General features: G+C 37.4%; 13 protein-coding genes. 5 read left to right on the top strand and 8 right to left on the bottom strand.

Annotated elements, in window-relative coordinates:
* Positions 1-107: 107 nt before the first annotated feature.
* The 3 genes from VB694_RS10680 to VB694_RS10690 form a co-directional block, all read right to left on the bottom strand.
* Positions 108-431: an iron-sulfur cluster assembly accessory protein gene (locus VB694_RS10680; RefSeq protein WP_323360298.1), complete on the bottom strand. Its 324-nt coding sequence runs from the start codon at positions 429-431 to the stop codon at positions 108-110.
* 175 nt (positions 432-606) lie between these two features.
* Entirely contained in the window at positions 607-1,026 is a 420-nt protein-coding gene (locus tag VB694_RS10685) for a phosphomannose isomerase type II C-terminal cupin domain (RefSeq protein ID WP_323360299.1), read from the bottom strand.
* A 318-nt stretch (positions 1,027-1,344) separates the two neighbouring features.
* Complete coding sequence (locus VB694_RS10690; protein WP_323360300.1) at positions 1,345-3,270, bottom strand: phosphodiester glycosidase family protein; 1,926 nt, start codon at positions 3,268-3,270, stop codon at positions 1,345-1,347.
* Positions 3,271-4,177: 907 nt separating this feature from the next.
* On the opposite strand from VB694_RS10690, the gene gltB reads away from it, so the two are divergent.
* Complete coding sequence (gene gltB, locus VB694_RS10695) at positions 4,178-8,914, top strand: glutamate synthase large subunit (protein WP_323360301.1); 4,737 nt, start codon at positions 4,178-4,180, stop codon at positions 8,912-8,914.
* 202 nt (positions 8,915-9,116) lie between these two features.
* On the opposite strand, the gene VB694_RS10700 is transcribed toward gltB, so the two are convergent.
* The 3 genes from VB694_RS10700 to VB694_RS10710 form a co-directional block, all read right to left on the bottom strand.
* Positions 9,117-10,025 (bottom strand): polysaccharide deacetylase family protein, encoded by a 909-nt coding sequence (locus VB694_RS10700; protein ID WP_323360302.1) that lies wholly within the window; start codon positions 10,023-10,025, stop codon positions 9,117-9,119.
* A gap of 631 nt (positions 10,026-10,656) precedes the next feature.
* Positions 10,657-11,025, bottom strand: coding sequence for an EamA family transporter (locus VB694_RS10705; protein ID WP_323360303.1), 369 nt, complete (start codon positions 11,023-11,025; stop codon positions 10,657-10,659).
* 85 nt (positions 11,026-11,110) lie between these two features.
* On the bottom strand, positions 11,111-12,055 hold the full coding sequence (locus VB694_RS10710; protein ID WP_323360304.1) for a glycosyltransferase family 2 protein: 945 nt from the start codon (positions 12,053-12,055) through the stop codon (positions 11,111-11,113).
* Between the two features lie 176 nt (positions 12,056-12,231).
* Here VB694_RS10710 and VB694_RS10715 point away from each other — a divergent pair, with 176 nt between their 5' ends.
* Together VB694_RS10715 and VB694_RS10720 are read left to right on the top strand one after the other, a co-directional pair.
* Positions 12,232-12,495, top strand: a complete 264-nt coding sequence (locus VB694_RS10715) for a type II toxin-antitoxin system Phd/YefM family antitoxin (RefSeq protein WP_323360305.1) — start codon at positions 12,232-12,234, stop codon at positions 12,493-12,495.
* Positions 12,496-12,659: 164 nt separating this feature from the next.
* A complete protein-coding gene (locus tag VB694_RS10720) occupies positions 12,660-14,186 on the top strand; it encodes a glycosyltransferase family 39 protein (RefSeq protein WP_323360306.1) in 1,527 nt (508 codons plus the stop codon).
* Between the two features lies 1 nt (position 14,187).
* Here the strand turns inward: VB694_RS10720 and VB694_RS10725 are convergent, their stop codons facing one another.
* Both VB694_RS10725 and VB694_RS10730 read right to left on the bottom strand, forming a co-directional pair.
* Positions 14,188-15,573, bottom strand: coding sequence for a DUF2079 domain-containing protein (locus VB694_RS10725; protein WP_323360307.1), 1,386 nt, complete (start codon positions 15,571-15,573; stop codon positions 14,188-14,190).
* Position 15,574: 1 nt separating this feature from the next.
* Entirely contained in the window at positions 15,575-16,783 is a 1,209-nt protein-coding gene (locus VB694_RS10730; protein WP_323360308.1) for a hypothetical protein, read from the bottom strand.
* 232 nt (positions 16,784-17,015) lie between these two features.
* On the opposite strand from VB694_RS10730, the gene VB694_RS10735 reads away from it, so the two are divergent.
* Positions 17,016-17,594, top strand: coding sequence for a Uma2 family endonuclease (locus VB694_RS10735; RefSeq protein ID WP_323360309.1), 579 nt, complete (start codon positions 17,016-17,018; stop codon positions 17,592-17,594).
* A gap of 371 nt (positions 17,595-17,965) precedes the next feature.
* Positions 17,966-18,424 (top strand): CBS domain-containing protein, encoded by a 459-nt coding sequence (locus VB694_RS10740; protein ID WP_323360310.1) that lies wholly within the window; start codon positions 17,966-17,968, stop codon positions 18,422-18,424.
* Positions 18,425-18,504: the final 80 nt, after the last annotated feature.

Below are 18,504 nucleotides of genomic sequence, written 5' to 3' on the forward strand. Positions count from 1 at the left end.
CAGGAGTCAGGGGAGGTAGGGGTAGAATATTTATCTTTTGCCTTTTGCCTTTTGCCTTTTGCCTTTTGCCTTTTGCCTTTTGCTTTCTGTTCCCTGTTCCCTGTTCCCTATGAAATAGAAAAAGAATTACCACAACTACAGGTAGACGTTGCTATGGGGTTGTAGAAGCGAAAACCTCCACCCATAAGATCCTCTGAATAGTCTAAAGTCAAACCGTTGATATATTTGATGCTTTCTTTGTCGATGACTAGCTGGGTAGTATTAACATCAAAAACCTGATCTTCAACTTTGACTACTTCATCAAAGGAAATATCATATAACCAACCTGAACAGCCACCTGGTTTTACCCGTAAGCGAAACAAGATATTTGGCTGCTGTTTGGATTTTAAGCGCCCGATCTCGTTCGTGGCTGCTGGACTCAAATGAATCATGGAATTTTGGTAGCAATCAGAAAATCCATCTTTAATATTACAGGAGTCAGGATTCAGGAGAATTTAGAATTTAGAATTTAGAATGAAGAATTTAGGAGTCAGGAGTCAGGGGAGGCAGGGGAAGAAAAGATTTTTACCAATGCTCATTCTTCATTCTTCATTCTAAATTCCCCAGTCACTTATCACTACGAGCATAGTCATCTTGGTAGCGAATAATATCATCTTCGCCCAAGTATTCGCCATTTTGGACTTCAATCAAAATCAAGGGAATTACACCAGGATTCTCTAAACGGTGAACAGTACATTGGGGTACATAGGTAGACTGATTATTACTGAGCAAAACTTCGCTTTCGCCACAAACTACTTTAGCAGTACCGGAGACGACTATCCAGTGTTCACTACGATGGTGGTGCATTTGTAGACTGAGACGGTGGCCTGGTTTAACTTCGATGCGTTTAATTTTGTAACCTCTTCCTTCTTCTAAAACTGTAAAAGAACCCCAAGGGCGTAGTTCGCCGGCAGCCACTCCTTTGTTATTAATAGCGGCGCTGAGGGTGAGAGTATTATTAGAGACAGTTTCTGTTAATTGAGCCATAGATACCTCATTTGGGAACATACAAAAAGTTATTATTCTTAATATTTAGTGAAAAATTGTGATTGGTATTACTAACGGTAAAATTAGCAGATTAATTTCACTTTGCTAAGAATAGCAAAATAAAATGTCATGGCTTAACCTACCACTAGTAAAAGTCTTGGGTCTACACTAACTCTTCATTAAATAAAATGCCAGCTTGTTCTCAACTTTCAGTAAGGATGGAAAAATTAGTCTTTGGCAAAATCAAAAATGCAAAATTGGAAACAATATTTTTCAACAATGTTTTTTAATATTGCATTTGAGTGTTGAATCTACAGATTATCTTGGGTCAAGAAAAATACCGATACCATTATGGACACGGGCGGCTGTATTGGGGGAACGGTCGAGTAATTGCCCTCCCAAGTATAAACTCGTAGAACTGCCACCGTCCAAATTCAGGGCATTTACGCAACCCATAAGCTGCATTAATTGAGCGTGTTCAGCTAAATTGGGTCCTGGTCCTCCAGCACGGTTATGTACAGCAGCAATCATTAAATTACCTGTGGTGGTGGTGCAGATGGCGCTGCGAACGGCTCTTTCGGTGATGAAAGCATTACTAAATTTCTCATCTTTGGCATCAAGGACAATTTGCCGATTTTGGACTAAAAGCGGACCTGCGCCGATTATGTGGGGATAACGGCTAAAATCAGCAGGAGTGGTGGAACTGGAGATACTAACTTTTGTGCCAATAGGTAATTTGGCGGCGTTGGTGGTAGCAGTACCGCGCAAGGTGAGGAGGTAGCCGTTTTGAGGAATGGGAACAGGAGTTACACCTACTTTACCACCTGGTAACTGGTTGGTAATTTGGTCTTTTTGGACGATGAGGATGATTTCGTTATCTGTGAGGGGTGTGTAAGTAGAACCCCAAGTTGGTGTATAACGGGCAATGCCATTTTGTACATAGCCGCTATTTAGGAATAAAATTGGCAAGGGTTGGTTATTGGTGCTGTTTAAGGTTTCGTTTAAGGTGAGACGGCCAAAATAAAATTCTCCATTATTATTCCAGGCGATCGCACCCCGGTTGAGAATAGGTCCTGACATCCACTGATTATCCCGCCGGACTGCCCCTAAAGGTAATCTGTTATTACGGTTAAAATAACCTCCGTTAATTCCTGCTACGGCTAAATAACGTTGTGCTGTTTGTATTAAAGGGGAAATACCTGTTTGACTTTCTGGATTTGCTAACATTGGTTTTAATGTTAACCCAACCATCCGAGGGTTAATTTCTAGCCAAACGACGGGAAAGCTTTCTGTACCTGAATTTATAAATCTTTGTTGCCAGCGTAATCCCTGAGACCACGTAATATCCCGTGCTACTAAAGCATCAGGTCGAATATCAATAACTAAGCGATTTGGGTTAGCAAGGGTTGTAATGCGGGGAGATGAACCAAAGGGAACACTCAAACTAATATTAGTTTGGTTACTGACCATCTCTACTTTTTGAATCAGTGCTTCTGGTTTTGGTGCTAAGGGTAATTGTTTTGACTGGTCTGGTGGTGTTATCGGTAGTTGAGGCGTATATAGTTGAATTAAACCATTATCAGCTGTACTATCTAGGGTGATGATCCACTCTCTATTTGGTGGTGCAGGGGGTTGGGAAGTTGGGGTGTTTGGGTTTACGGGTCTTTTTATCGGTTGACCTTGTGTAATTTTCCAGGGCGTGGGACTATCTAAATCAATAACAAGGCGATCGCCCCAAGTTTGTTTTCCCTGACGAATATTATTGATTTTTGCTGGTGGTGTAGAAATTACTAATGTATTACCATTTGCTTGCATTTGCCAGCCACTGGTTTGAGCAAAACTAGAAATATCTAAATAACGATATCCTCTCAACAGTTTGGCTTTGAGGGTTGGTGATGGTGTGGAAGAAAACCATTCTACTGGTTGTAATTCAGGATTGCTGGTATTTAATAAATTTACCCCTATCAACTGCCTGATTGCCCCATCACTCAGATGTGTGATGACTGTACCCGATGTTCCCTGTTGTTGTATCCAAGCACCTGTTAAAGTCCGACCATTCAGGGTAATTTGAGTACCTGATGATGGTGTTGGTAATTGAGAAACCACTCTGGGGTGAGTTTGAGGATTTGTCGGAGACTGTTTGGCGTTAGTAGCATAGGTAGCAGTCAAGCAAAATGCTGTCGAAAGTATTGACGACACAGAATAGCGGAAAAACCGCCGCTTGTTAATGATGATCATTGGCATTTTTGTCAGTTGTCATTAGTAATTAGGTTATTAATATTCCCCTACTCCCCGTCCTCTCTCTCCCCAGTCCGCAATACCCAGTACCTTGTTCCCTGACCTTTGAACTAAAGTTACCACCTTAGAGGATATCTGACCAATTATGAGGAAATCTTAAAAAAATATGCTGTTATTTTTCATTAAAGATGATATTATATACCTTGGCTATTTATATCCTGTAAAAACTGGCAAGCAATTTTCCCGCCAAAACTACTAAGGCTAATTGTTTTAAATAACACATTTTTACAAACACGCTATAATAGTAGTCTTGGTGTTTAAACCAAAATTAAAATATTCCATCATCACCGATAGCGCAGCTTGACATAAGTCATTGGCAGATGCTGTTGTGGTTTTAGTAAGTTTTGATTGCCTACCAGACAGGTGGCAATTAACAACCAGAGAAAATATAGACAACAGCTATAGTTTAGGAATCGTCAAATGGTTATATAGTTGAATACTCTGTATTTGTTGCTGCAATAAGATAATTGCAGTTTTAGAGACAGTGGAGTTTTCAGTTTAAACTGAATGTCAGGCACACCGAGGTAGGTTATCCTGATAAATACCCTTGATCTGGCTAAAAGGGGATTGAAAAATACTTAGCTTCATCATCTAAATAAACGTAATGTCAGGGAAAGCAAATTGTCCAGATAAAGATACTTTTTCTAATAGTGCAGTGCATAAACACTTAAAAAATAGCGATGATATTTTAACACGGGTGAGCCAAAATGTAAACCCTAAGTTAAAATTTTTTTTCCCTAATTTTTCGTGATTATGTATTTCGCGATCGCTAAATTGAGATTTTTTCCCTAGCAGTAGCAACAGTGCAGAATTCGTAACTCAATAATTTTCAGGATAACTTCAGGAATAGAATATGAATCATCAATCATTAAATCAGGGTCAAAACATCACAATGTCAAATGTAGAAATTACGGAAACTTATCCAGGACAAAGATGGTTAGTAGAAGAACGAGACGCTTGTGGTGTAGGGTTTATCGCCCATCGCCAAAATCGAGCTAACCATGAAATTTTGGACAAGGCTTTAACTGCTCTGACTTGTTTAGAACACAGAGGAGGATGCAGCGCAGACCAAGACTCTGGAGATGGTGCAGGGATTTTGACGGCAATTCCTTGGGATTTGTTGCAACAAGAAGGGATCAATGTTTCCGATACTGGTAACATGGCCGTAGGAATGATATTCTTACCCCAAGACCAGGAATCAGCCAAAAAAACAAAGGCCTTATGTGAACAAGTGGCCGCCGAGGAAAATTTGACTGTACTGGGCTGGCGAGTAGTCCCCGTGCGTCCAGAAGTTTTAGGAATACAAGCAAAAGAAAACCAACCACAAATAGAACAAATTTTTCTGAGTTCGGCTGATAAAAGCGGTGATGAATTAGAACGGGAACTGTATCTTACCCGTCGTCGCATTGTCAAAGCTGCGAAAAATATTTCCGAAGAATTTTATGTCTGCTCCCTATCCAGCCGCACAATTGTTTATAAAGGTATGGTGCGATCGGCGGTGTTGGGAGAATTTTACCAGGATTTAAAAAACCCAGCTTTTAAATGTGCCTTTGCTGTTTACCATCGTCGCTTTAGTACCAATACGATGCCTAAATGGCCTTTAGCTCAACCGATGCGGCTATTGGGTCACAATGGAGAAATTAACACTCTGTTGGGTAACATTAACTGGATGATGGCCAGAGAAGCTACCTTAGATCATCCAATTTGGAATGGTCGCGCTGAAGAATTTAAACCCCTAGTAAATACAGACAGTAGCGATTCAGCTACCCTTGATAACGTGCTAGAATTGCTAGTGCGTTCAGGACGTAGCCCTTTGGAAGCTTTAATGATGATGGTTCCAGAGGCTTACAAAAATCAACCTTCTTTAAAAGATTATCCTGAAATTGTTGATTTTTACGAATATTACAGCGGTTTACAAGAAGCTTGGGATGGTCCGGCGCTGTTGGTATTTAGTGATGGTAAAAGAGTTGGTGCGACTTTAGACCGGAATGGTTTAAGACCGGCGCGTTATGTAATTACCAAAGATGACTATATTGTAGTTGGATCTGAAGCGGGTGTAGTTGATTTCCCAGAAGCAAATATTCTGGAAAAAGGCAGATTAGGACCAGGACAAATGATTGCTGTAGATTTAAGCAGCAATGAAATTTTGAAGAACTGGGACATTAAACAGCGTATTGCTAATTTACATCCTTACGGCGATTGGTTGCAAGAGTACCGCCAAGAACTGAAACAGTTAGTAAAATCTACAGCTGTCAATGGTAACGGTCATCATCCCACTGACAACGGACAACTAACCACTAACACAGTAGATAAACAAACTTTACTGCAACAACAGATTGCTTTTGGTTACACCAGTGAAGATGTAGAAATGATCATTCAGTCGATGGCTAACGCTGGTGCTGAACCGACTTTCTGTATGGGTGATGATATTCCTTTGGCGGTGTTGTCAGAAAAACCCCATCTACTTTATAACTATTTCAAACAACGTTTTGCTCAGGTAACAAACCCACCCATTGATCCGTTACGGGAAAAATTGGTAATGTCTTTAACGGTGGAATTGGGAGAAAGGGGTAATTTATTAGAACCAAAAGCAGAACACGCGAGAAGATTAAAGCTAGATTCGCCGATTTTAACTGATTCTGAGTTAGAAGCTATCCAATTATCAGGTTTTGCAACTGCTGAGTTATCAACTCTGTTTTCTATTGCTGCTGGTCCTGATGGTTTGAAAGCTGCTGTGGAAGCTTTACAAAAACAAGCAGCGGAGTCAGTACGGGCTGGTGCGAAGATTCTGATTTTGAGTGATAAGATTGCCCCAACCCCCCTTGAAAACACTGATAAGATCCCCCCAACCCCCCTTGAAAAGGGGGGCAAGGAAGCGGGTATAAGTGATGAATATAGTTATATTCCGCCTTTGTTGGCTGTGGGTGCGGTGCATCACTATTTGATCCGCGAAGGTGTGCGGATGAAAACTTCTTTAGTTGTTCACACCGCCCAATGTTGGAGTACACACCATTTTGCGTGTTTGTTGGGTTATGGTGCGGGTGCGGTTTGCCCTTATATGGCTTTGGATACGGTGCGAGATTGGTGGGCTGATGCAAAAACCCAACAGTTTAGAGAACGGGGTAAACTGAATAACATTACTCTGGATCAGGCGATCGCTAATTATCGTCAAGCTGTAGAATCAGGTTTGTTGAAAATTCTCTCAAAAATGGGAATTTCGCTGCTTTCTAGCTATCAAGCGGCGCAAATCTTTGAAGCTATCGGTATTGGTGGCGATTTGTTGAATTTAGCTTTCCGGGGAACTACTTCCCGCATCGGTGGTTTAAGTTGTGCTGAACTGGCTCAAGAAGTGCTTTCTTTCCACAGTAAGGCTTTCCCAGAACTGTCAGCGAAGAAGTTGGAAAATTTGGGATTTGTCCAATACCGTCCCGGTGGTGAATATCATAGCAATAGCCCGGAACTGGTTAAATCGCTGCATAAAGCTGTTGATGGTAAGCATTATGACCATTATGAAGTTTATAAACAGCATCTGCAAGGTAGACCAGCAACGGCTTTAAGAGATTTATTGGATTTTGTAGGCGATCGCCCATCTATACCTATTGAAGAGGTAGAATCAGTCAGCGAGATTGCGAAACGCTTCTGTACTGGGGGAATGTCTTTAGGTGCGCTTTCCAGGGAAGCACATGAAACTTTAGCGATCGCCATGAACCGCATTGGTGGTAAATCTAATTCTGGGGAAGGTGGAGAAGATCCGGTTCGTTACAATATATTAAATGATATTGACGAAAATGGACATTCACCCACTCTGCCACATTTGAACGGTTTGAAAAATGGTGACACCGCTTCCAGCGCCATCAAACAAGTCGCTTCCGGTCGTTTTGGTGTCACACCGGGATATTTAGCCAGCGCCAAACAAATCGAAATCAAAATTGCTCAAGGTGCAAAACCCGGTGAAGGTGGACAGTTACCAGGTCCCAAGGTTAGTCCTTATATCGCCATGTTGCGCCGTTCTAAACCCGGTGTAACTTTGATTTCTCCCCCACCTCACCATGATATTTACTCGATTGAAGATTTGGCGCAGTTAATTTTTGACCTGCATCAAATTAACCCCAAAGCACAGGTTTCTGTGAAGTTAGTAGCAGAAATCGGTATTGGCACAATTGCGGCTGGTGTAGCCAAAGCGAATGCTGATATTATCCAAATTTCCGGCCATGATGGCGGTACTGGTGCATCTCCTTTGAGTTCTATTAAACACGCTGGCAGTCCGTGGGAACTCGGATTGAGTGAAGTGCATCGGGTGTTGATGGATAATGGTTTGCGCGATCGCGTGGTTTTAAGAGTTGATGGCGGTTTAAAGAGTGGCTGGGATGTCCTCATTGCTGCTTTAATGGGCGCTGAAGAGTTCGGTTTCGGTTCTATCGCCATGATTGCAGAAGGCTGTATTATGGCACGGGTGTGTCATTTAAACACCTGTCCCAAGGGTGTAGCGACTCAGAAAGAAGAACTGCGTCTACGCTTCACAGGTATTCCTGATCATGTTGTTAACTTCTTCTATTTCATCGCGGAAGAAGTGCGGAGTTTGTTAGCAAAACTGGGTTATCGTTCTTTAAGCGAGTTGACTGGTAGAGCGGATCTGTTAACTATGAGTTCTGATGTGAAGCTAACAAAAACGCAATCTATCAATTTAGATTGTTTAACTAAGTTACCAGATGCAAAATCAAACCGTAGCTGGTTGGTACATGAACAAGTTCACAGCAATGGACCAGTTTTAGATGATCAGTTTTTAGCGGATGGGGAAATTCAAGCAACCATCAAAAATCAATCTACTGTCACCAAAACCTTTAAGGTTGTCAACACTGATAGAACAGTGGGATCAAGATTAGCAGGTGCTATTGCTTCTCAATACGGTGATAGTGGCTTTGAAGGACAAATAAACCTGAATTTCCAAGGTAGCGTAGGTCAAAGCTTTGGGGCGTTTAACTTACCCGGTTTAACTCTGACTTTGACAGGAGAAGCTAACGACTATGTAGGTAAGGGGATGCACGGTGGGGAGATTATTATTAAACCCCCGTCAGAAGCTAACTATGACCCTGCACAAAATGTCATTGTTGGCAATACCTGTCTTTATGGTGCGACTGGTGGGGTGTTATTTGCCAACGGTTTAGCCGGAGAACGCTTTGCTGTGCGGAATTCTAAAGGTACAGCGGTTATTGAAGGCGCTGGTGATCATTGCTGCGAGTATATGACTGGTGGTGTGGTTGTGGTGCTGGGTAAAGTCGGCCGCAACGTTGGCGCTGGGATGACTGGGGGGTTAGGTTACTTCTTAGATGAAGATGGTGCTTTCCCTGAGTTGGTGAATAAGGCTATTGTCAATATTCAGCGAGTAGTAACAGAAGCTGGTGCGAAACAATTGTATGAGTTGATTAAAGCTCATAGCGATCGCACAGGTTCACCAAAAGCGCAGCTAATTTTACAGAATTGGTCAGAGTATTTACCTAAGTTCTGGCAAGTTGTCCCACCTTCAGAAGCTGATAGTCCAGAAGCTAATGCGGAAGCTGAGAAAGCAGGTAAACAGTTAAGTTCAGTGTAGTTAGGTGACTGGTGACTGGGGACAGGGGACTGGTGACTGGGGACAGTTAAGAGGTAATAGGGAAAAAATTAATTCTTTCTCCTGACTCCTGTACGGGCGTTCGCGAAGCGTGCTGGAAGCATCAGCATTCGGGCGACCAATTATCAATTTTTGTCCAAGGCTATTTTCCGAATGCTTCGCCCCTACGACTCCTGACTCCTAACTACTTCTTATTAGCAACTAACTGTTGGTGTTTGTCTTGCATTTCTAGCATTTCTGGAATTGTGACAAACTTATAGCCTTTTTTGCGGAATCTACTGATAATTTCTGGTAAAGCTTGGACCGTGCGGGTGCGATCGCCTCCACCGTCGTGCATTAACACAATGCCACCAGGTTTTGCGGAATTGAATATATTGTTAATTAATTTTGGTACAGTAGGACGAGAATAGTCTACAGAGTCAGCAGACCACATAATAATTGCATACTTATTATTTTTAGCGTAGGCGACTACTCCATTGCTCATAATGCCACCTGGTGGACGAAACAAACCAGTTTTTACACCTGTAGTCTTAAAAATAATATCTGAAGTATTGGCAACTTCATAGGCTGCAACTTGTGGGTTCATGTGATGATACCAGTGATGCCAAGTATGATTAGCAATAGAATGACCTTCAGTAACTATGCGTCTAGTTAAATCAGGATAATTTTTTACATTTTGTCCAACAACAAAAAATGTACCTTTAATATTATTTTTTTGGAGGATATCTAGAACTTGGACGGTGCTTTTCGGCCAAGGACCATCATCAAAAGTGAGTGCAATTACTTTCTGTTGGGGAGAAAGTGTAACCGCCTTAATTGTTACTCCTTGAAAGCGTGATGGTACATCAGTAATAATCCCTTTTGCTTGTGCTTCTTGCTGCCAAGTAGTGAGCATTGCTGACTTGAATTGCTCAATCCGCTCCTGAGTTCCGATATTAACAGCAATCTCATTGTTGCTGATACTTTGACGATTTTGAGCCTCAGAGGAATTTGGCTTAACGAGCATCATTATACCAATGCCCACCGTACCAGTTAAGCACAACAATACAATTAATATTCCCTGCGGCCAAAAAAATGACTTTTTGTTTTCCACTACATAGCTCCTTCAAGGGTTGAACCGTCGCTCAGGTTTCTGACGGTAGGTTATAACACATTTTGTCCAACTATTTAGATAATCAGTTATTTACTGTAAATCATCAAAAGTGCGATGCAACATTACAGAAATTCCGAAATTTAAGAAGATAAATTATACATATTTGCCTCAAACCTTGGCTTTTACCATTCAGTTACCCCCGTAAGTAAGGAATCTATGACTTTTGTACTTTTGTCAACATCGTTTGATAATAAGTTAATGATTATTTCACATACCAGACTTTAGCAATAGAGTATCTACCACAAAATAACGGCACAAACTATCAGTAACAATACTATTCATGTATATTTAAGTGCTTATATTCCAGTCTTTTTTTAAAGATAAAATTAAGTCTGTATCTGGATTTTGTTGTTTTTAGAAGCATATCGAATAGATTGATAAAAAATAACTGATGATAGTTTCCCATGATTGAGGCTGAGTTATTTGTTAAGATAGATACTTCTGTATAAATCATTGTTACAGCAGAATTCAGGAGTCAGGAGTCAGGAGAAAAACTGCTTGGTGTATAGGTTTCAGTTGAGATTCTGTAGATTCTGTACCTCATTGATCTGCAATCTGCTATATTTTGATTTTATTTGCGCCACACTACTAATATTACTCCTGTGACAATAAAACCTAATCCCACAAAACGGATCATAGGTATAGGTTCTTTTAAAATAAAGTACCCCAATAATACGGAAAATATATAACCAACTGATACAGCAGGAGCAGCAACACTAAGATTTACTCTGGTTAGTAGTAATATGTATGCTACTGCACCAATACCATAACAGGTTAGTCCTAATAAAAGTTCTGGGATGGTGATCATGTTGAGGATGAGATTCAGAAAGTTACCTGCATCAACTTTCCCTAATTTCATTGCTCCTGTTTTTAAGAAGAATTGTCCAGCAACGCTGGTGAGAACTGATATTAATAGTAAACTAAATTCTGGTGGTGACACTGATATTACCTGAGTATTTTAATGATGATTTTTTAAATAAACAACAAAATAATCATTGCTTAAAAAAGTTAGGGATTTGAGGATATCAATTTTTTGCATAACCTCCAGTTTCCTTGAGTGTGTAAAGAGGACGGCCTTTAACTTCCTCGTAAATTCGACCAATATATTCACCTAAAATGCCAATACAAATTAACTGCACTGAACCTAAGAAAAACATAGCAATTGTAATTAATGTGTAGCCTATTAAGGGAGATACTGGTGCAAATATTCGCCAATAAAGCACTAACAATATCATAATTAAGGCGATAGTGGCTGATATGATACCTAAATAGGTTGCCAGTCTTAAAGGAACTGTGGAAAAAGAAATAATACCATCAATTGCTAAGGATAAAGATTTACCAAAGGTATATTTTACATCTCCAGCATAACGGGGACTGCGTTCAAAAAGTACCGATGTTTGTCGAAAACCTACCCAAGCACGTAAACCACGAATGTAACGGTTACGTTCTGGCATAGCATTGAGGATATCTACTACCTGTCTATCCATTAAACAGAAGTCTCCTGTATCCACAGGGATGTCAACTTTAGCCAACCGTTTGAGAATGCGATAAAAAAGATATGCTGTTAAGCGTTTGAACCAATTTTCTTTTTGACGGGACTTGCGCTGGGCATAAACTACCTGGTATCCTTCATGCCATTTGTCAATCATTGTTAAAATTAACTCTGGTGGGTCCTGTAAGTCAGCATCCATGACGATGATACTTTTACCTTGGACAAAGTTTAAACCTGCGGTGACGGCAATTTGATGACCAAAATTTCTGGCTAGACTTAGGTAACGGATTCGACTATCATGATGGTGTAATTCGCGGATCATACTCAAAGAGCGATCTCGGCTACCATCATCAATTAAAATCAGTTCAGTTTCACCGTCTAATTGTTCCATGACATTAGTTAAACGGCTATACATTTCTGTGATGTTTTCTTCTTCGTTGTAGATGGGAATAACTAGGGAGTAGATGGGCTGGTTCACAGTTATTATTGATGTGATGGAAAATTATTGATGAGTATGATCACAATATTTTGATTTGATAAATCAGTGGTAATCATAGTTGACAGAAAATCAAAAAAATAAATTTAAAATCTAGTAAAATTAGAGGAAAGGCTAAAGAACAGACATTAATTTATGCTCATTATTTAATTATACCCATGTATAGCGTAGAATTTCCCGACAATCTAAGTGATTTTAGACAATTACTGCATCGCGTTTTGTCAGGAGAAGAAGTAGTTATTTCCCAAGCTGGTACTCCTGTTGCTCGTATTGTACCTTTCTCTCAACAACCATTAGCGCGAATACCAGGTTTAGATCGTGGTAAAGTGGTTATTGATCCTGATTTTAATGCACCTCTACCAGAAGATATTTTGAAAGATTTTCTTAATCCCCTAGATATTCAGAATGAAAGTATTACTTGATACCCATGCTTTTATTTTGTGGGTGACAAATGATTCAAAACTTTCATCTCTCGCTTACAAAATCATTGCTGATCCTAGTAATTTTTATAATTTTTATGTATAAAAATAAATAGACTTAGGGATAATAATTAACTTTTTTTTAAAATATGATCCAGATTTACAAAATGCGTCCATTCAAAGAAAAAGAATGGTTATTAGCTTTATTGGTAGCATCTCTGTTTTTATGGCTGATAGGTTTGGGTAATTTACCTTTAAGAGACTGGGATGAAGGAACTTATGCAATAGTCGCTAGAGAAATTTACCGAACTGGCAACTGGTTTTATCCTACTATACAAGGAGATCCTTTTTTATTAAAACCACCTTTGATGCAATGGTTAATAGCTGTTTGCTATCAAATAGGAGGAGTGCAAGAATTTACTACCAGATTTCCAGCAGCATTTTTAACAGCTTTAGGAGTACCTTTACTTTACTTAATTGGACGTTTGGTTTTTTCAGAAACTTTACCAGCTTTATTTTCTGCCTTGGTTTATTTAACATTATTGCCTGTGGTGCGTCATGGTAGACTGGCAATGTTAGATGGTATGAGTATTTCATTTTTTCTATTATTGTTATTTTGTGTTATCAAAGCCCGTGATGATAAAAAATATGCTCTTGGTATAGGGTTCTGTTTGGGTTTAATTACTCTAACTAAGGGAATGTTAGTGGTAGTTTTGGCAGGAATAGCAGGTTTATTTATTATTGCTAATAAACAATTATCTCTGTTAAAAAATCCATATTTATGGATAGGAATGCTTTTAGGAAATTTACCTTCTATTGGCTGGTATTTTGCTCAATGGCAACATTATGGTAATACTTTCTTAGATGTGCATTTTCAATCCCAAGCTTTTGATAGACTAGGGACAGCAGTTGAAGGTAATACTGGTCCTATTTGGTATTATGTACTGGAGTTAATAAAATATTGTTTTCCCTGGTTGTTGTTTCTACCTGGAGGTTTATATTTAAGTTGGAAAAACCGTGATAGGGCTTGGGGTTCTTTGGTGCTTGTTGGCGCAATTGTTTATTTTGCTATAGTTTCTTTCATGAGTACGAAACTGCCCTGGTATGTTATGCCTGTATATCCATTTTTAGCTTTAGCAATTGGGGCTAATTTAAGTTCTCTTTGGCAAGAAGGAAAGTTTAAAAGTAAATTTTTGATAGGATTTTTTGCTTTTTTAATATTTGTTGGTTTAGGGGGTTGTGTTTATTTTAGTATATTTGATAAACAGCCAATTTTAGTTATTATGAGTTTTGTTTTAGCAATGACTATGGGTATAATATCATGGTTAATAAATCATCATAACCGTCAATTTATTCCTGTGTTATTTACTGGAATGTATTTAGTTTTATCACTATTAATGCTTTCAAATTCTTGGATATGGGAGTTAAATGAAGCTTTTCCTGTGCAACCAGTAGCAGCATTAATTCGTCAGCATATTACAGCAGGAACTACAATTTATACTTCTTTTGATTATAATCGTCCTAGTTTAGATTTTTATTGTGATTGTAAAGTTATTGCTGTTCCTGTAGAGGGTTTGCAGGAAATGTTAAATAAAGGAGCTTATTTGTTGGTTGATAATGATAGTCTTGACAAAATAGATTTATCTGGAAGTGAGGTTTTGGGAGAAGTAAAAGGCTGGAAAATTATTTCATAATTCACTGTTTAATAAATAAAAATACATCTTCTTTTTGATATTTTAACTTAAATTTTGAATTGTTTTTTAATTGGTTAACTAAATTCTGATAATCGTCGACAGTTGCAGCCCAACCAGGATGACGAACATTAAGTAAAATATAATGAAAGTTATTTATCTCTTGAATATTATATTTAAACGTAATTAATTCTCTATGGGTTAAATGTGGGCTAATAATATCCGTAGTGAGAACACTATCTTTAGTTGAAATTAAAGATATTGCTTCCTGAGTAGCTGGTAAATTATCCGCAAATTTAATATATTTGGAGAAAAAGAAACCCCATTTGCCTAACATTAAAAAACAAATTAAAGACCATAAAATAATTAGCCTTGGTTGTTTTACCCATGCTTTACCAGCGTTTAAACTAGCAATTAAAATTAATATTAGAAAAGGAATTATTGGTAAAGAATAATGTAGAACTAAATTTTTCTGTGAAGGATGGTCAGAAAGGATATTTAGGGCTAAACAAGGAATTGCGGATAATAAAGGAGAAATATATTGATGTTTTAACCCCCAAATAACAGGCAATACTAAGAAAATAATATATTCTAAATTGATTGTTGAAAAGATATTTTGAAAAATCTGTGTTGGCTGGGAAATAAAAATATTTAATATATCGGAAAATGAGTTTCCTAAATAACTATAGCGATAAAGATGACGGTTAAGTAATGCTGTTTCATTACCAAAAACAGGAATAATGATTTTGTTGGCAATTAAAAACCATGCGACACCACTTATGATAGCAATTAAACCATATAACCGTCTGTTCTCAAACAATAGCAACCAAACCCCCATAGCTGCTATTGTTAAGGAAAGTACAGCTTTGCATCCCAACACTACTAAAAAACTTGCACAGAACCAAACTATTTTTTTATTTCTTGCAGCTAAAACTGCTGTTAACAGTGCAGGTACAGCAAGAGTATCTGGGTGAAAATCACATAAATTGCTGTTATAAACTACAGGATATAATAGATAAACCGCTACCATTGCTGTTGCTTGACTTTCTTTCAAACCTGCTTGTAGTGCTAAAAAATATGTGGGTATAGCACCTGAAGCTAATGCTAAAGACTGAACGACAAACAGCCAATAAACAGTAGGATAAATTTTATATAATAAAGCAATAAAATATAAAATCCAAGCAGCATGATCAGCTAAAGCATGAAAACCAAGTACAGAAGAAATAGGATTTTTACCTTGACTGATTAAATAAACACATTGATCAAAAAATGCCAAATCTCCAGATGAATTAAATAATTCATGTCTGATAATACTAGATATTAGTAATATTAAGCTACTAATACCTACAATTGCTGCTAGATGATAATTTTTGTAATGGTAATTTTCCACGCTAGATTTTATTATTACTATTCAAGGATAAATTAGATTGAAACTTCGGAAATATCAAATCACAGTTTTTCACAATAAACCACAATGTAAAACCTAAAGGTATAGAAAAGATTTTGATATATATATCAGTGCCTAAATAGCTAAAAAATGATGCTAATTGTACTGATATGGCTACCCACCGATATTGAGGAAAATAAAAAGCAAAAATAATAGATAAAATATCGGTCGGATAAAAATATCTTTCGTGCATTTTAGGCAAGATGTATGGCATGAAAAATACAGATATTGTAGCTAAATATATCAGCCTATCTTGAGTTATTTCTAGTTTACTTCTGTAGACAAGGTAGGCTAATAAAAATATAGTAGCTACAGTTAATAGTAACCCTATAGGTACAACAATATTATAAAATTCATTAGGAATCCATTGATAAAGGTTAGGTACGTTTTTAGCTAGTTCCTTATATTTATTGGCTTGATCAAAATACACAAATATTAATTCTTTTATAGGTCTACCAGCAATCCACGCTGGTAACATAGCAATTAAATAAATTAGAGGAACTACGGGTAAATAATACCATGTTATGCGTTTTTTTACCAATAAAATTAATAATAAAGGTGCTAAAAACATGGCTTGCAATTTAAAGGAAATTGCTATACCAAAACTGGTTAATGCAGGAATTTGTTTATGAATAGATAAAAAGTAAACACAGGTTATTAATCCTGTAGTATAAATAACGTCACATTGTCCCCAAAGGGAGCTATTGTAAATCACTGTGGGACTTAATATAACTGCTAAAAATGCCCAATTCGCCATTCTCCCTGTAGGATATTTAAGTTTGACAATTTTATAAGTGAAAAATGCACAAATAAAATCAACTGTCATGGCAAAAAGTTTAATTCCTAATATCTTAGGAACTCCAGATAGTAAGGTAGCAGCAATTAACAACCAGTAAAGATAGGAAGGTGTATAATCATAAAAGTTATATTTAAAGGCACTAAATCCACCATTAGCAACAATAAAATCATACCAAGGATCTAAAAAATATTTATAATCTACTGATTTATTAGGAACACAAACTAATCTGACCACTACAGCGAATATAATGCCAATAAATAAATAACTGGGAATTTGCGATCGCAGATAGTTGAAAATCCTATCAAACTTATGTTTAACTAACTTTAATAAAGTCTTGTTTGCAGTTATCATCATAAATCTTATAATTTCTAGCCTGTTAAATTTTCTACTAATAGAAGCAAGGTATATATTACCATCATCTACTGGCTAAAATTTTTACCTTGATAATGTAATTAATAAATACCATACTTTGGTTGCATATCTGATGCAACAGACTGGAAACATTAGAAAATTAATCTGCAACCTAGTTAAGCCATAACTATTACTAATATGCTAAATTAATATCAATAGCTTTCTCATCAAAAATATGCAACTCACAGACAAGCAATATTACACCCCAGAGGAATACCTAGAATTAGAAGCAACTGCTGACTACAAAAGCGAATACATTGAAGGAGAAATTATTCCGATGACTGGTGCATCTATAAATCACAACCGCATCTCTTTAAATCTAAGTTCTGGGCTAAATTTTGCCTTTAGAGATAAAAATTACGAAGTTTTTATGGGTGATATACGTTTGTGGATACCTCAACGACTAATATACACTTATCCCGATGTGATGATTATTGCAGATGAACCAGAATTTTTCAATAATCGCACAGATACAATTACAAATCCCCAGGTAATTATTGAAGTTTTATCTAAATCTACCAAAGGTTATGACAGAGAAGATAAATTTGCAGCTTACAGAACAATTTCCAATTTCCAAGAATATTTATTAATTGACCAAAACCGCATTCATGTAGAACAATTTTCTAAAACTGGCAAGAAAAGATGGAATTTGTGTGAGTACGATGAAGAAGATGAAAATATATCTCTTGTAACTGTACCTTTTGAAATTTCTTTACAGGATTTATATAATAAAGTAAAATTTACACATTGTTGAAGTACCTGTCAGGTATCAAGAAAGAAGCTATGGAAAATCTAATATTTCCCATGTTCGTGAGGGGTTGATTTTTTTAGGTATGTGTTTATATGCTGCTAGAAAAATCAAATTTATATTGTAATTTTTAAATTAAATATTTTTTATATAACTGCTGATTTCTCTATCTTAAATATTTTAATCAGAATAAGTTTATATACCTCTTATGTCAATCCAAAAATAAAAAAAATTCTAACTTTTTAAATTCAGATGTTTTCAAGCTGTTCAAATTTTATTTTAAAATCAAAAGTAACAATCTATTAACAATATTTATTTGTTACCCATAATTTTCTACAATAATTAAAAAGACTTTTATAAAAGGTGTAAGTAAAAAAATGTCTAAAACCGTTGCAGACGTAATGAGCCATGACCCTATCCTCGTTCGTCCTCAAACTCCTTTAAAAGAAGCCATCCAAATCTTAGCAGAAAAGCGAATTAGCGGTTTACCCGTAATTGATGATACAGGTAAATTGGTAGGAATTATATCAGAAACTGACTTGATGTGGCAGGAAACAGGCGTTACTCCTCCAGCTTACATCATGTTTTTGGATAGTGTTATTTATTTACAAAACCCTGCCACCTATGACCGGGATTTACATAAGGCTTTAGGACAAACCGTAGGGGAAGTTATGAGTAAAAACCCTCTGACTATTACTCCTGATAAACCCCTGAAAGAAGCTGCAAAAACAATCCAAGAACATAAAGTTCATCGTCTCCCAGTGTTAGATAGTACAGGTAAAGTGATTGGGATTCTAACTCGTGGTGATATTATTCGCGCTATGGCTGCTGAGTAGAAGATGAGGTGACAGGTGACAAACAAAAGCGGTTAGAAACCGCGTCTACACAGGCAAAACCCACCTGTGTGGGTTTCAAA

Origin of the sequence: Anabaena sp. UHCC 0451, from assembly GCF_034931405.1 — a bacterium.
Lineage (GTDB): Bacteria > Cyanobacteriota > Cyanobacteriia > Cyanobacteriales > Nostocaceae > RDYJ01.

Bases quoted from the DNA above. Each gene is read 5' to 3' on its own strand.
- VB694_RS10680 (WP_323360298.1), bottom strand. From the start codon at position 431: ATGATTCATTTGAGTCCAGCAGCCACGAACGAGATCGGGCGCTTAAAA.
- VB694_RS10685 (WP_323360299.1), bottom strand. From the start codon at position 1,026: ATGGCTCAATTAACAGAAACTGTCTCTAATAATACTCTCACCCTCAGC.
- VB694_RS10690 (WP_323360300.1), bottom strand. From the start codon at position 3,270: ATGCCAATGATCATCATTAACAAGCGGCGGTTTTTCCGCTATTCTGTG.
- gltB (WP_323360301.1), top strand. From the start codon at position 4,178: ATGAATCATCAATCATTAAATCAGGGTCAAAACATCACAATGTCAAAT.
- VB694_RS10715 (WP_323360305.1), top strand. From the start codon at position 12,232: ATGTATAGCGTAGAATTTCCCGACAATCTAAGTGATTTTAGACAATTA.
- VB694_RS10720 (WP_323360306.1), top strand. From the start codon at position 12,660: ATGCGTCCATTCAAAGAAAAAGAATGGTTATTAGCTTTATTGGTAGCA.
- VB694_RS10730 (WP_323360308.1), bottom strand. From the start codon at position 16,783: ATGATGATAACTGCAAACAAGACTTTATTAAAGTTAGTTAAACATAAG.
- VB694_RS10735 (WP_323360309.1), top strand. From the start codon at position 17,016: ATGCAACTCACAGACAAGCAATATTACACCCCAGAGGAATACCTAGAA.
- VB694_RS10740 (WP_323360310.1), top strand. From the start codon at position 17,966: ATGTCTAAAACCGTTGCAGACGTAATGAGCCATGACCCTATCCTCGTT.